The sequence below is a fragment of the Nonomuraea sp. NPDC049684 genome (assembly GCF_044465345.1).
Classification (GTDB): Bacteria; Actinomycetota; Actinomycetes; order Streptosporangiales; family Streptosporangiaceae; genus Nonomuraea.
Genome location: NZ_JBITLO010000001.1, coordinates 372,292 through 386,737, shown reverse-complemented (window position 1 = coordinate 386,737; position 14,446 = coordinate 372,292). Strand labels below are relative to the sequence as shown.

Annotated in this window: 11 protein-coding genes; 8 read left to right on the top strand and 3 right to left on the bottom strand. The window is 72.5% G+C overall.

From position 1 onward, the window contains the following. Positions 1–28: 28 nt before the first annotated feature. Positions 29–1,717: an RICIN domain-containing protein gene (locus ACIBST_RS01805; protein WP_397168199.1), complete on the bottom strand. Its 1,689-nt coding sequence runs from the start codon at positions 1,715–1,717 to the stop codon at positions 29–31. 201 nt (positions 1,718–1,918) lie between these two features. Then, a complete protein-coding gene (locus tag ACIBST_RS01800) occupies positions 1,919–3,073 on the bottom strand; it encodes an ROK family protein (protein ID WP_397168198.1) in 1,155 nt (384 codons plus the stop codon). 161 nt (positions 3,074–3,234) lie between these two features. Here ACIBST_RS01800 and ACIBST_RS01795 point away from each other — a divergent pair, with 161 nt between their 5' ends. Genes ACIBST_RS01795 through ACIBST_RS01760 form a run of 8 tightly spaced genes read left to right on the top strand, consistent with a single transcriptional unit; the run spans position 3,235 to position 13,472 of the window. Continuing rightward, on the top strand, positions 3,235–4,536 hold the full coding sequence (locus ACIBST_RS01795; protein ID WP_397168197.1) for a glycoside hydrolase family 36 protein: 1,302 nt from the start codon (positions 3,235–3,237) through the stop codon (positions 4,534–4,536). Continuing rightward, the gene (locus ACIBST_RS01790; RefSeq protein WP_397168196.1) at positions 4,533–5,462 is read left to right on the top strand and encodes a carbohydrate ABC transporter permease; all 930 of its coding nucleotides are present in this window, start codon (positions 4,533–4,535) and stop codon (positions 5,460–5,462) included. Before ACIBST_RS01795 ends, ACIBST_RS01790 begins: the two co-directional genes overlap by 4 nt. An 8-nt stretch (positions 5,463–5,470) precedes the next feature. Then, entirely contained in the window at positions 5,471–6,280 is an 810-nt protein-coding gene (locus ACIBST_RS01785) for a carbohydrate ABC transporter permease (RefSeq protein ID WP_352353992.1), read from the top strand. 22 nt (positions 6,281–6,302) lie between these two features. After that, complete coding sequence (locus ACIBST_RS01780) at positions 6,303–7,604, top strand: ABC transporter substrate-binding protein (RefSeq protein ID WP_397168195.1); 1,302 nt, start codon at positions 6,303–6,305, stop codon at positions 7,602–7,604. A gap of 8 nt (positions 7,605–7,612) precedes the next feature. Then, on the top strand, positions 7,613–9,157 hold the full coding sequence (locus ACIBST_RS01775) for an alkaline phosphatase D family protein (RefSeq protein WP_397168193.1): 1,545 nt from the start codon (positions 7,613–7,615) through the stop codon (positions 9,155–9,157). 10 nt (positions 9,158–9,167) lie between these two features. Then, on the top strand, positions 9,168–11,126 hold the full coding sequence (locus ACIBST_RS01770) for an NPCBM/NEW2 domain-containing protein (RefSeq protein ID WP_397168192.1): 1,959 nt from the start codon (positions 9,168–9,170) through the stop codon (positions 11,124–11,126). 4 nt (positions 11,127–11,130) lie between these two features. Continuing rightward, on the top strand, positions 11,131–12,753 hold the full coding sequence (locus ACIBST_RS01765; protein WP_397168190.1) for a beta-N-acetylhexosaminidase: 1,623 nt from the start codon (positions 11,131–11,133) through the stop codon (positions 12,751–12,753). After that, the gene (locus ACIBST_RS01760) at positions 12,750–13,472 is read left to right on the top strand and encodes a tyrosine-protein phosphatase (RefSeq protein ID WP_397168189.1); all 723 of its coding nucleotides are present in this window, start codon (positions 12,750–12,752) and stop codon (positions 13,470–13,472) included. The genes ACIBST_RS01765 and ACIBST_RS01760 overlap by 4 nt, the downstream gene beginning before the upstream one ends. A 19-nt stretch (positions 13,473–13,491) precedes the next feature. On the opposite strand, the gene ACIBST_RS01755 is transcribed toward ACIBST_RS01760, so the two are convergent. Then, entirely contained in the window at positions 13,492–14,343 is an 852-nt protein-coding gene (locus tag ACIBST_RS01755) for a PHP domain-containing protein (protein WP_397168187.1), read from the bottom strand. Between the last annotated feature and the right edge of the window lie 103 nt (positions 14,344–14,446).

The following is a 14,446-nucleotide window of genomic DNA, read 5'->3' as shown; positions in this document are numbered from 1 at the left end:
CGGGTCCCGGGCCCGGAGGGGCCGCCGGTCAGCCCGCGGGGACGACCGGGACGCCGCCGAAGGTCACCACCAGGCGGCCGTCCGCGGCGAAGGACCAGTTCAGGGCGCCGCCGTAGGCCGAGCAGCGGGAGCCGTTCGAGCCGGACCAGAACTGGTTGGACGCGTCCGCGGTGCCGACGATCTTGTCGTTGGCGCCGCTGCCGGAGCGGCACGAGGTGTTGTCGCGGAACACCGAGGTGCCGCCGTCGAAGGAGAAGTTGCGCTCGGCGTTGTCGACGGCGACGTTCCCGGTGATCGACATCGTGCCGAGGTTGCGGTTGTAGGTGAAGCCGTGCTTGCCGTTGCGGTAGGCGATGTTGCGCCGGATGACGTGGTCCACCTTGATGTCCTCGCCGCCCAGCTTGTAGCCGTTGCGGTCGCCGTTGCCGGCCTGGCTGCCGTCGCTGAGCGTGCCGTTGCCGTAGGCCAGGGAGTCCTCGACGGTGACCGGGCCGATCGGGCCGGTCTCAGTCTTGGTGTACAGGTCCCAGCCGTCGTCGATGTTGTTGCGGGACACCGCGTACCGGAAGACGTTGCCGGGGCCGACGGTCAGCTTGGCGGCGAAGCCGTCGGCGTCCTCGCCGTCGGAGTCGGCGTTGTCGTGCGAGACCGTGCTCAGGACGAGGTTGCCGGACGGCCACCGGCTCTGCGGCGTGTCGGAGGCGATCCGGGAGAGCTGCAGGCCCGTGTCGCGGTTGTACCGGGTCACCGACCGTTCGATGATGTTGCCGCTGCCGCCGACGAAGATGCCGTTGTCGCCGGCGCGCTCGACGGTGATGCCGTACAGGTGCCAGTACGAGCCGTTGACGGCGAGCCCGCGGTTGGCCGGGTCCTCGCTCTGGGCCGCGAAGTTCAGCACCGGCGTCTCGCCGGGGTAGGCCGACAACGTCTTGCGGGCCGCGGCGGTGCCGTCGTTGCCCGGGGCGATGGTGACCGTCTGGCTGAAGGCGTACGTGCCGCCGCGCAGGTAGATCGTGCCGCCCGCCGCGACGCGGGTGATGGCGGAGGTGAGCGTCGTCGGGTCGGACCGGGTGCCGGTCGCGCCGTCCCTGCCGATGGGGGAGACGTACAGCGCGTCGGTGGGCGGGGTGACGGTCGGCGTCACGGTGGGCGTGACGGTGGGCGTGACGGTGGGGGTCGGCGTGGGGCTGGTGGTCGGGCCGCCGCCGGCGGGCTTCAGGGTCCACTGCTTGGTGGCGGCCGAGTCGCAGGAGTTCTGCTGCAGGAGCGCGCCCGGGGCGGTGGAGCCGTCCTTGACGTTGAGGCACTTGCCGCCGTTGGCATTGACGATCCGGTACGCGTCACCGGCGGCGGTGAGCTGCCAGGTCTGCGACGCGGCGCCCGTGCAGGTCTCCTGCTGCACGGGCTTGCCCGCGCTGGTGGAGGCGTCGCGGACGCCGGCGCACTTGCCGCTGTGCGCCGCCTTGACCTGGAAGCCGCTCCCGGCGGCGGTGAGGGTGAAGACCTGCCCGGCGGCCTCGGCGCAGGCGTTCTGCGCCAGTTGCACGCCGTCGCCGGTGCTCTGCCCCGGCACGGTGGCGCACAGGCCGCTGCCGCCGTTGACCAGCGTGTAGTTCCCGCCGGCCGGCGCCGCAGAGGCGGGCGTGTTCAGCACGGCGACCAGGCCGCCGGCGGTGAGCAGGCCGGTGGCCAGCACGACCGCCAGTCTCGTCGCCAAGGGTTGGTTCTTACGCACGTCCAGCTCCGTTTCGGTGGAGGAGTGGAAGGGGGTGCCGCGCGAGCCTTGCCAACCGGTTGCAGTAACAGTGGCTTCGTGTCGAAGAAAGGTCAATACGTCCAGGTAAAACTGCAAACGCTTCGGGCGTTGTGCCTGGTGACGTCGCTATTTCTGCAACAACCGATTGCAGAAAACCTGGAATCAGCGGGTGAGGGGCAGCGGGCCGCTCTCGGGGGTGAACAGCTGCTCGTCGAGGTGGTCGACGGCGTAGTCGATCGCGCCCGCCACCACGCACTCGTCGCCCAGCGTGGACGCCCGCACCTCCGGCATGCGCATGCACCGCCGCTCCAGCCGTTCGCGCAGCGGCCCGAGCAGCACGTCGGCCGACCTGGAGAACCCGCCGCCCAGCACCACGACCTGCGGATCGAGGACGAGCACCATGGCTGCCGCGCCCACGGCCAGATCGTCGAGATAGCGCCCGACCGCCTCCAGCGCCACCGGGTCGCCGTTCCTGGCGGCGGCCAGCGTGAAGCCCGCCGCGTCCTCCGGCGGCGTGCCCTCGGGGACGGCCGCGCACGAGTTGAGGTGCTCGGGCGCGTCGAACCAGCGGGCCTCGGGCAGCATGGAGATCTCCCCGGCCGCCGCCCCGAACCCCCGGTGGACCCGGCCGCCGATGATCAGCCCGGCGCCCATGCGCCTGCCGACGTGCAGGAACACCACGTCCTTGGCGCCCTGGGCGACGCCGCGCCTGGTCTCGGCCATGGCGGCCAGGCGGCTGTCGTTCTCGATCAGCACCTGGCAGGGGAACATCTCCCGCAGCCGGCCCGCCAGGTCGAGGTCGCGCCAGGACGGGACGGCGGCCGAGTAGATGACCCGCCCCTCGATGTCGATGATGCCGATGGTGCCGACGGCGATCGTCCACAGGTCGGAGACCGCGACGCGGCCGAGCGACAGGCAGCCGGAGACGGCCCGCTCGATGGCGGCCAGGCGCTCCTCCAGCGGCGCGTCCGGCAGCACCGGCTGGCGGGTCTCGGCCAGGATCTCGCCGTCGAGGTCGGACAGGGCGGCGCGGATGTTGTGGCCGCCCACGTCGACGCCGACCAGGTAGCCGCTGTCGGCGCGGAAGCGGTAGCGGCGGGCCGGCCGGCCCATCGAGCCGGGGCTCGGCGGCACCTCCTCCACCCAGCCCAGCTCCATCAGCTCGCCGGCGACCTCCTTCATGGACGGCCGCGACAGCCCCGTGCGCTCGGCCAGCGCCGACAGGGTGAGCGGGCCGGCCCGGCGCAAGGCCCGGATGGCGGTCAGCGAGTTGAGCTGTCGCAGCCGTGACAGGTCGCCGCCGCGTAGATCCGCCATCGCCGTCCTTAACGTAGGTCTCCTCTGTAAGCAGAGATTATGCCAGGGCCCCGCTCGGCGGCGCACCACCCACGAACCCCTCCAAATTGGGCGTTGACCCTCCGAAACCGACGGTGCTACTAATGAAGCGCTCCTTCGTAAGTTGAGAGAGATGAGGTCTGATGTCATTCGTTGACGTCGGCGAGATCAGGTGCGACCAGGCCCGGACCCGGGTGTTCGAGCACGGCTGGCAGTCGTGGAGCCCCACCGGCGCCTACGGCCTCGGGGACGTTCCGCCCAGACCCGCCGACCAGACCATCCAGATCCTCTGCTACCGGCCCGGGACGCCCGTCCCCGACGGCGTCTTCCAGGGCGAGGGGCTGCTGGCCGTCGAGACCGGCGACGGCGCGGTTGAGCTGTGGAGCGCGCCCGGACCGCTCCAGGTGCCCTCCGTCCGGGCCCGCCGGGAGGGCGACCGCCTGGTGATCTCCGCCGACGGCCCGGTACGCCACCACCGCGCCGAGGGCGACCTCGGCCGGGCCCTGCGCACCTGGGCCGACGGCATGGCAGAGCCCAGGACGTTCCCCGCCGTCCCGCCCATGTGGTGCACCTGGTACGGCTACTGGGACAAGGTCACCGACGCCGACGTCCTGGAGAACCTGGCGCTGGCCGACCGGCACGGCCTGACCGCCGACATGTTCCTCCTCGACGACGGCTACGAGGCCGGCATCGGCGACTGGCTGGACACCAGGCCCGGCTTCGGCTCCCTCGCCCGCGCCCTGGACGCCGTCACCGGCTCCGGCCGCCGCGCCGGCATCTGGACCGCCCCCTTCCTGGTCGGCCACGACAGCCGCCTGTTCCACGAGCACCCCGACTGGCTGGTGGACGGCGCGTACGCGGGCCGCATGTGGAACCAGGACCTGGCCGTCCTCGACGTCACCCACCCCGGCGCGGCCGAGCACCTGGTCGGCGTGTTCGCCGCCTTCGCCGCCATGGGCGTCACGCACTTCAAGCTCGACTACCTCTACGCCGGCGCCCTGGAAGGCCGCCGCCACGAGCACCTCGACCCGATCGCCGCCTACCGGCGCGGGCTGGAGCTCGTACGGCGCGGCGCGGGCCCCGAGGCCACCCTGCACGGCTGCGGCGCGCCCATGCTGCCCAGCATCGGCCTGGTCGACATCATGCGGGTCAGCCCCGACATCGCGCCCACCCTGCACCCCCGGTCGGGCGACATCAGCCAGCCCTCCCAGCTCGGCGCCCGGCTGACCGGCGCGGCCCGCGAGTTCCTGCACGCCCGCTGGTGGGTCAACGACCCCGACTGCCTCATCGTGCGGCCCGAGGTGGAGGCCCGGCAGGAGTGGGCGGCGCACATCGAGGGCACCGGCGGCCTGCGCGGCTCCAGCGACCCGATCGCCGCCCTCGACGACTGGGGGCTGGAGACCACCCGCCGCCTGCTGGTCCCCACCGCCACGGACCCGTCGTGATCACCGAGACCGTCCGGGCCGCCGCCGAGACGGCCCCGCGGCGGCCGCCGCGCAGGCGGGCCCGCGACTGGCACGCCTACCTGTTCGTCGGGCCCAGCCTGTTCGGGGTCGTGGCGTTCCTGCTGCTGCCGGTCGTCATCGTCCTGGTGCTCAGCTTCTTCGACTGGGAACTGCTGTCGGAGCCCACGTTCGCCGGGCTGGACAACTACCGCCGGCTGGCCGCCGACGGCGAGACCTGGCACGCCCTGGGCGTCACCCTCCTGTACGTCGTCCTGTGCATCCCGCTGCAGACCGTGCTGGCCCTGGTGCTGGCGCTGCTGCTGGACCGCAGGGTCAAGGGCCTGCGGCTGTACCGCTCGTTGTACCTGATCCCGTGGATGGCCACCCCGATCGTCCTCGGCCTGGTGTGGAACTGGATCTTCGACCCGCGCGACGGCGCGCTCAACAGCCTGCTCGGCCTGGCCGGCGTCACCGGCCCCGACTGGCTGTCCGACCCCGCCTGGGCGCTGCCCGCGATCGCGCTGGTCAACGTCTGGCAGCACACCGGCTACACCATGCTGTTCTTCCTGGCCGGCCTCCAGGGCATCCCCAAGGAGCTGTACGACGCCGCCGCCACCGACGGCGCCACCCCCGCCCAGCGGTTCTGGCGCATCACGCTGCCGCTGCTCAACCCCACGATGTTCTTCGTCATGGTGACCAACCTGATCGGCGCCTTCCAGGTGTTCGACACCGTCTACGTCATGACCAACGGCGGCCCCAGCCAGAGCACCGAAGTGCTCAACTTCCGCATCTACGAGACGGCGTTCAAGCAGTTCGACTTCGGCTACGCCTCGACCCTGTCGATGCTGCTGTTCGGGGTCATCCTGCTGGTGACGCTGGCGCAGGTCAGGTTCTTCGGCAAGCGCACCACCTACGACCTGAGCTGAGGCCCCCCATGATCAAGCGCACCCTGCTCCACGTCGTGCTCGCGGCCGGCGCGTTCGTCTCCGTCTTCCCGTACCTGCTGGTCGTGCTGACCGCCTTCAAGACGCAGTCGCAGCTCAGCTCCACCGAGCCGTGGCTGCCCGGCCTGCCGCCGACCACCGCCAACCTGACCCGCCTGCTGAGCGGCGACTTCCCCCGGTACGTGCTCAACACGCTGCTGATGACCGTCGTGCTCACCCTCGGGCAGCTCGTCTTCACCACCTTCGCCGCCTACGCCTTCGCACGGCTCCGCTTCCGGGGCAGGGAGGCCCTGTTCTGGCTGTACGTCGCCACCATGATGGTGCCGGGCGCGGTCACGATGATCCCCCTGTTCCTCATCATGCGCGAGCTCGGCCTGGTCAACACCTGGTACGGCCTGCTCATCCCGTACGTGCTGGGCACCCCGTACGGCATCTTCCTGATGCGCCAGTTCTTCAAGTCCCTGCCCGCCGGGCTGGAGGAGGCCGCCCGGATCGACGGGGCCGGGGCGATGACCGTCCTGCTGCGCATCCTGCTGCCGCTGTGCCGCCCGGCGCTCGGCACCCTGACGATCATCACCGTGATCTCGTCGTGGAACAGCTTCATCTGGCCGCTGATCATCACCAGCGGCGACGAGACCAGGGTGATGACGGTGGCGCTCGCCACCCTCAAGGTCGGCATCGGCGTCGACTACAACCTGATGATGGCCGGCGGGCTGATCGCGCTCGTGCCGATGGTGGCCGTCTTCGTCTTCTTCCAAAGGCACATCGTCCGGTCGGTGGTCCTCACCGGCCTCAAGTAGCACACGAACAAGAGGTCAGCGAATGTTGCAATCCCCCCCGATTCGCTGGGCCGGGGCGCTGCTCTGCGCCGCCACGCTCATCCTGTCCGGCTGCGGGTCGGGCTCCGGAGACTCCGGCAAGGTCACGCTCACCTACCGGCTCTGGGACGACCAGCAGAAGGTCGGCTACGAGAAGGTGATGGCCGCCTTCGAGAAGGCCAACCCGGGCATCGACGTCAAGATAGAACTGCTGCCCTACGACCAGTACTGGACCAAGCTCACCGCCGACGCCGTCGCCGGGACCGCGCCGGACGTCTTCTGGATGAGCCCCACCCAGTTCCCCGAGTTCGTCACCAAGGGCGTGCTGGCGCCCGTCCAGGTGGACGGCTCCAAGTACCACCAGACCGTGGTCGGCTCGTTCACCTACCAGGGCAAGCTGTACGGCGTGCCGAAGGACTGGGGGATCGTCGGCCTGCTCTACAACAAGGACCTGTTCGCCAAGGCCGGCGTCACCATGCCGGACAAGCTCACCTGGGCGGCCGACGGCTCGGGCACCCTGCTCGACACGGCCCGCAAGCTCACCGTGGACGAGGCCGGCAAGCACCCCGGCGACGCCGGCTTCGACCCCGCCAAGGTCACCACGTACGGCTTCGCCTCCTGGAACCACTACCAGACGCAGTGGATGAACTGGGTCAGCTCCAACGGCGGCAAGCTGCTGGACAAGCCCTTCGGCAGCTACACCTTCAACGACGCCGCCTCCGTCCAGGGGCTGCAGTTCGGCGTGGACCTGGTCAACAAGCACCACGTCTCGCCGCCGGCCACCCAGACCAACCCGCCCACCGGCAAGGTCACCGACATGTTCAAGGCCGGGAAGGTCGCCATGTTCCCGGCGAACAACGCGCTGCTGCCGTTCGTCGCGCCGGAGGCCAACTTCGAGATCGGCGTCGCCGCCATGCCCGAGGGCCCGCAGGGCCGTTCGGTGAACCTCAACGGCCTGTCCGAGGCCGTCTCGGCCAAGAGCGCCCACCCGGCCGAGGCGATGAAGCTGGCCACCTGGCTCGGCACCGAGGAGCCGCAGAAGATGATGGCCGACGGCGGCTACGTCTTCCCCGCGCTCAACGGGCTGTCGCAGGGCTACGTCGACTACTGGAAGTCCAGGAAGCTCGACGTCTCGCCGTTCCAGGAGGAGTCGGAGGGCCAGACCTTCCCGCTGCCGGTCACCACCGGCTTCACCGGCTTCGAGAACAAGCTCAACCAGATCCTCAACGAGATGTACCTCGGCAAGCTCACCCCCCAGCAGGCCGCCGACCAGGCCGTGGCCGCCGGCAACGCCTCCATCAAGTAGGAGCTCCATTGATCACCCGGCGATCGTTGTTCGCCGGGGGCGCGAGCCTGGGCCTCGCCGCCGCACTGGGTGCCTCACCCGTGCGCGCGGCGGCCCGGCGTGCCCCCCTGTCCGACCCGTTCCAGCTGGGCGTCGCCTCCGGCGAGCCCACGCCGGACGGCGTCGTCCTCTGGACCCGGCTCGCCATGGACCCGGTCGCGCTCGACGGGCTCGGCGGCATGCCGGACCGCGTCGTGCCGGTGCACTGGCAGCTCGCCTCCGACGAGAACTTCCGCCACGTCGTGCGCCAGGGCGTCGAGCAGGCCCGCCGCGAGTCGGCCCACAGCGTGCACGTCGAGCTGGACGGCCTGCGCCCGGGCGCGGAGTACTTCTACCGCTTCCGCGCCGAGGGCGAGATCAGCGAGACCGGCCGCACCCTGACCGCCCCCGCCCCCGGCGCCCGCTCCCGCCCCCTGAACCTGTCCTTCACCTCCTGCGCCGACTACCAGACCGGCTGGTTCACCCCCTACCGCCGGATGGCCGAGGACCACCCCGACCTCATCGCCTTCCTCGGCGACTACATCTACGAGTACGGCGACTACAAGTACCCCGTCCGCGACCAGGCCGGCGGCGAATGCCTCGACCTGGCCGGATACCGGCTGCGGCACGCCCAGCACAAGGCCGACCCCGAGTCGCGGCTGGCCCACGCCATCGCCCCCTGGGTGGTCGTGTGGGACGACCACGACATCGAGAACGCCTGGGCCGGCGACGTGCCCGAGCAGCCCGACCCGCCCTTCCTCGCCCGCCGGGCCGCGGCCTTCCAGGCGTACTACGAGAACATGCCGCTGCGCCGCGCCCAGCGCCCCGACGGCCCGGCCCTGCGGCTCTACCGCACGATCCGCTGGGGCGCGGTCGCCAACCTGCACATGCTCGACACCCGCCAGTATCGCGACCTGTACGCCTGCACCGGCAAGAGTGGCACGGTCGGCGCCGACTGCGCCGAGCGGCTGGCCCCCAACCGCACGATGCTCGGCGGCGAGCAGGAGTCCTGGCTCGACGGGCAGCTCAAGGGTTCCCAGGCCACCTGGGACCTGCTCGGCCAGCAGGTCTTCCTCATGGAGATGGACTGGACCAACGGCGAGGGCAAGGGCTACTCCAACGAGGGCTGGGACGGCTACGTCGCCTCCCGCAACCGGCTGACCGCCGCCATCGACGACCACCGGCGCAACGCGGTCGTCCTCACCGGCGACGTGCACTCCCACTGGGCCGGGGAGGTCAAGCGCGACTTCCAGGACCCCGAGTCGAAGTCCGTCGCGGTCGAGCTGGTCACCACGTCGGTCACCAGCGCCGGCAACGGCCTCGACGAGTACCCCAACACCCAGACCCTGCTCGCCGAGAACCCGCACGTGAAGTTCTTCAACGGCCGCCGCGGCTACGTCCGGGCCAAGCTCACCCAGCAGGAGATGAAGGTCGACTTCCGCTCGCTGTCCCGGGTGACCGAGCCGTACGCGCCCGCCTACACCTCCGGCTCGTTCGTCGTCGAGCCGGGCGACCCGAGCCTCCACCCAGCCTGACGGGATCCCCATGCGCACGATCACGGCCGCCGCCGCGGCGGCCCTCCTCACCCTGCCCTTCGCGCCCTTACCCGGTTCCGCGGCGACGGCCGCGACGGCTGCGACCGTCGCGGCGCCGCCGATGGGCTGGAGCAGCCGCTCCCTGGGCTGCTCGGTCTCCGAGGCGGCCGTCCGCCAGGCCGCCGGCGCCCTCGCCCCGCTCGCGCCGCTCGGCTACCGGTACGTCGTCCTCGACGACTGCTGGCTGGCCGCCCAGCGCAGCGGCGGCGCCCTGGCCCCCGACCCGGCCCGTTTCCCCGGCGGCGTCAAGGCGCTGGCCGACGAGCTGCACGCCAAGGGGCTCAAGCTCGGCCTGAGCGTGTCGGCCGGCGCCAAGGCGTGCTCCGGCGGCGGCCCCGGCTCCTACAAGCAGGAGGCCGCCGACGCCGCCCAGCTCAGGGCCTGGGGCGCCGACTACGTCAAGTACGACTGGTGCAACGTCCCGACGGCCGACTTCCCCGGCCAGAACGTGCAGCAGATCGCCCAGACCCTCTACCCGCGCATGCGCCAGGCCCTCGGCGACGGCGTGGTGTTCGCCATGAACAACGAGGACGGCAGCACCGTGCCCTGGCTGTGGGGCAAGGACGCCGGCGCCACCACCTGGCGGACGAACGTCTACAACAAGCCCATCCCCGACAGCTACCCCAGCATGGTCGACGTCTGGGAGACCAACCAGCTCAGAGCCGAGTACGCCGGGCCGGCCAGCTGGGCCGACCCCGACCTGATCCAGGCCGGGCGCGGCGGGATGACCGAGACCGAGTACCGCGCCCAGTTCACGCTGTGGGCCATGGGGGCCGCGCCGCTCGTCCTGCAGGCCGACCCGGCCAAGGCGCCGGCGGCCGTCGTCGCCAACCCCAGGGTGATCGCGGTGGACCAGGACCGGCTGGGCGCGCACGGCCGGCTCGTCTCCTCCGACGGCTGGTACCACGTCCTGGCCAAGCCCCTGGACGGCGGCGACCGGGCGATCGCGCTGTTCAACGAGAGCGACCGGGCGGCGGTGATCTCCACCCGGCTCGGCGCGGGCTCCCGCCACCGGGTCGAGGAGCTGTGGTCCGGCGCGGTCAGCTCGACGAAGGACGTGCTGTCGGCGCAGGTCCCGGCGCACGCTGCGGTGCTCTACCGGGTCTCGCAGAGCCGGGAGCAGGCGCCGCCGCTGGTGACGTTCGAGGCCGACCCGCCGCGCTTCCTCGGCGAGGACCGGCCGTCGGTGCTGGAGCCCGGCGTGCCCGGCGAGCTGGTCACCCGCGTCACCAACACCGGGGCCACCGCCCCGCTGCGGGACGTCGAGGTCAGGGCGGCCGTGCCGGGCGGCTGGCGCGCCGAGGCCCGCACGCCGGCCAGGACCGCCCGGCTCGGCGCCGCCGAGACGTTCACCGTGACCTGGACGGTCACCCCGCCCGCCGACGCCGCGCCCGGCGCCTACGAGGTCGCCTTCACCCAGGGCGACCGGCGCGCCGTCGCGGTCGTCATCGTGGCCAGGGCGCCGGGCTCGGGCCGCACCTACCTGAGCGACCTGGCCTGGACCAGGGCTGTCAACTACTTCGGCCCGGTCGAGAAGGACACCAGCAACGGCGAGCGGGCCGCCGGCGACGGCCGCCCGATCACCGTCGAGGGCGTCCGGTACGCCAAGGGCCTGGGCACGCACGCCCCCGCCGACATCGAGTTCCACACCGCCGGCCGGTGCACGACGGTCGAGTTCCAGGCCGGCATCGACGACGAGGTCGGCCAGGCCGGATCGGCCGACTTCGAGGTGTGGGCCGACGGCGGCCGGGTCGCGCACTCCGGCGTGCTGACCGGCGCCATGCCCGCCAGGAAGGTCACGGCGTCCGTCGCGGGCGCCCGGTTCGTCCGGCTGGTCGCGACCAACGGCGGGGACAACGCCACCTCCGACCACGCCGACTTCGCCGACGCCACCGTCACCTGCCAGTGAGGAGATGCACTTGAAGATCGTTCCCAGGCCCGTCAGCCACGGGACCAGGCGCGGGAGGTTCGTCCTCGACGGGCGCACGGCGCTCACCGCCGACCCGGCGCTCGCCGGGGTGGCCGCCTGGCTGCGCGCCGAGCTCAGCCAGGTCACCGGAGGTGAGCTGCTGCCCGGCACGCCGGGCCCGGGGACGATCACCCTCGGGCTGGCCGACGGCCTCGGCCCGGAGGCGTACCGGCTGAGCGTGGGCGACGACGGCGTCGCCATCGACGCGGGCGGCCCGGCCGGCGCCTTCTACGGCGCGCAGACCTTCCGCCAGCTCCTGCCCGCCGCCGCCTACCGCCGGTCGCCGGCCGCCGAGCCCCTGGTCGCGCCGGGCGTGCACATCGAGGACGAGCCGCGCTTCGGCTGGCGCGGCTGCCTCCTCGACGTCGCCCGGCATTTCATGACCAAGCATGACCTGCTGCGGTTCATCGACCTGATGGCCCTGCACAAGCTCAACGTCCTGCACCTGCACCTGACCGACGACCAGGGCTGGCGCGTCGAGATCAGGCGTTACCCGCGCCTGACCGAGGTCGGCGCGTGGCGGCGGGAGAGCCAGACCGGCTGGAACGGCGCCATGGACGGCCGCCCCCACGGCGGCTACTACACCCAGGACGACCTCAGGGAGATCGTCGCCTACGCCGCAGCCAGGCACGTCACCGTCGTGCCGGAGATCGACCTGCCCGGCCACACCCAGGCCGCCATCGCCGCCCACCCCGAGCTGGGCAACCTCGGCACGCCGCTGGAGGTCCGCACGACCTGGGGCATCGGCAGGAACGTGCTCAACGCCGAGGACGCCACCATCGACTTCTTCAAGAACGTGCTCGACGAGGTGCTGGAGCTGTTCCCCAGCCCGTACGTGTGCGTGGGCGGCGACGAGTGCCGCAAGGAGCAGTGGCGGGAGAGCCCGTCGGCCCAGCGCCGGATCAGGGAGCTGGGCCTGCGGGACGAGGAGGAGCTGCAGAGCTGGTTCATCCACCAGTTCGACGACTTCCTCACCGCCCGCGGACGCCGCCTGGTCGGCTGGGACGAGATCCTGGAGGGCGGGCTGGCGCCCGGGGCGGTGGTGGCGTCCTGGCGCGGCGACCTCGGGGCGGTGGCCGCCGCCCGGCGCGGCCACGACGTCATCAACTGCTCCAACACCCAGGTCTACTTCGACTACCGCCAGGGGCCGGGGGAGGACGAGCCGGTGCCGTTCGGGACCGTGCTGGCGCTGGAGGACGTCTACGCCTTCGAGCCCGTGCCCGCGCAGCTGCGCGACGACCCGGCGGCGGCCCGGGTCCTCGGCGCGCAGTGCGGGGTCTGGACGGAGCTGATCGACTCCAACCGGCGGGTCGACTACATGGTCTTCCCCCGGCTGGCGGCCTTCGCCGAGACCGTCTGGGGGCCGCCCGGCCGCGACCTGGAGGACTTCCGCGCGCGGCTGGCGGGCCACCTGCCGCGGCTGGCGGCGATCGGGGTGGAGTACCGGCCGGAGTCCGGGCCGCTGCCCTGGCAGACCAGGCCCGGCGTGCCGGGACGGCCGGAGGATCCGAAGGAGTGGCAGGCCACCATCGACGCCTGGACCAGCAACCTGCGGGACCTCGCGTGAGGCCCCCGGTGCCGTCGCCGGGCGGACGGGTGCTGAGCTGGCCGGGCTGCGAGAACGTGCGCGACCTCGGCGGGCTGCCGACGCAGGACGGCGGGCGGATCCGGTGGGGCGCGCTGGTGCGCGGCGACCGTCCGAGGAGCACGGCCGTCCCGGCGCTGCGGGCGCACGGGATCCGGCTCGTCGCCGACCTCCGGCTGGCCGCCGAGTGCCTGGCCGACCCCGGTCCCGACGTGCCGGGCCGCCGCCACCTGCCCGTGCTGCGGGACGAGGACACCGTGCTGGAGGCGCTGGACGAGACCCTGCCCGGCATCTACCGGGTGATCCTCGACCGGGGCGCCGCCCGCTTCGCCGCCGTCCTGTCGGCCATCGCGCACGCGCCGGACGGGGGCGTCCTGCTGCACTGCCACTCCGGCAAGGACAGAACCGGGCTGGCGGTCGCGCTGGCCCTCTCGCTGGCCGGCGTCTCCCGGGAGGAGATCGCCGCCGACTACGCCATGACGGCGGTCTGCCTGCGCCTCGACGACCACCTGGCCGCCCTGGACGGCGACTCGGGACGGGCCCGGGCGCTGCGCCTGTTCGCCGAGGTCACCGCGGACACCATGCTGGCCGCCCTGGCCCACCTGGACGACCGGCACGGCGGCGCGCAGGCGTACCTGCTGGCCGGCGGCCTGCCACCAGGCGACCTGGCCCTGCTCCGTGCCCGCCTGGTGGACCGCTGAGGAGACCGGACGACGGGGGTCAGCCCGTACGGCCCCAGAAGTCGTACGGGTCCCGGCCCGGGCGGAAGCCGTGCGCCCGGGCCAGCTCCGCCGCCTCCCGGAACCGGCGCGCCACGACGGACGGCTCGTGGGCGTCGCTGCCGAACGTCACGGCCTGCCCGCCCTCCTCCCGCCACCACCCGAGCAGCGTCGCGTGCAGCGGCAGGACCGTGTTGATCTCCAGCGCCCGGCCCGACCCTGCGGTCACCCGCAGCGCGTGCCGGAACTCCTCCTCGAAGTCGGCCGGGTCGAACGGCCCGGCCGCCCGCGGCCAGTAGCGCACCGGGTAGTCGACGTGGGCCAGCACGGAGAACACGTCGCTGCCCGCGACCAGCTCGGGGATCTCGGCCAGGTAGTCCCGGACCACCTGGGCGGCGGCGCCGCGGGCGAACAGGCCGGGCGGCTCGCAGAACCCGTCGCCGGCGGGCAGGCAGTGCAGGGAGCCGAGCACCCGGTCGAACCGGCCGGCGGCGAGCACGCGGGCGACGTCCCCGGCGTGCCGGTGGGGCTCGCCCACCTCCAGGCCGCTCAGGATGCGCAGCTCAGGGAAACGCCCGCGGCACCGCTCGACCGCCTCCAGGTAGCCGGCGGCGTCGAAGGCCGGGGGAGCCAGGCGCCCGTCCGGCGTCGTCAGCGCGAGCAGGTGGTCGTGGCCGTCGAGGGCGCCGGGGTCGACCGTCCAGACGGTGTGGTCGACGTGCTCGGTGAAGGCGATGGCGGGCAGGCCGAGCTCCACCGCCCGCGCGCAGGAACGCTCCATGTCGCCCTTCGGGGCGTCCCAGGACCATTCGCTGTGCACATGGCTGTCGGCGGGCAACGTCACGGGGCTCACTCCTCGGAGGGTAGGAGAAGATCGTCCCGACTGTACCCCGGGAGCGTCCCGGCGTCCCGGGGGTGTGACCGCCTCGGGGAAGAGGTCTGATCTGCCGTGAGAT

Bases quoted from the DNA above. Each gene is read 5' to 3' on its own strand.
- ACIBST_RS01800 (WP_397168198.1), bottom strand. From the start codon at position 3,073: ATGGCGGATCTACGCGGCGGCGACCTGTCACGGCTGCGACAGCTCAAC.
- ACIBST_RS01795 (WP_397168197.1), top strand. From the start codon at position 3,235: ATGTCATTCGTTGACGTCGGCGAGATCAGGTGCGACCAGGCCCGGACC.
- ACIBST_RS01785 (WP_352353992.1), top strand. From the start codon at position 5,471: ATGATCAAGCGCACCCTGCTCCACGTCGTGCTCGCGGCCGGCGCGTTC.
- ACIBST_RS01780 (WP_397168195.1), top strand. From the start codon at position 6,303: ATGTTGCAATCCCCCCCGATTCGCTGGGCCGGGGCGCTGCTCTGCGCC.
- ACIBST_RS01770 (WP_397168192.1), top strand. From the start codon at position 9,168: ATGCGCACGATCACGGCCGCCGCCGCGGCGGCCCTCCTCACCCTGCCC.
- ACIBST_RS01765 (WP_397168190.1), top strand. From the start codon at position 11,131: ATGCACTTGAAGATCGTTCCCAGGCCCGTCAGCCACGGGACCAGGCGC.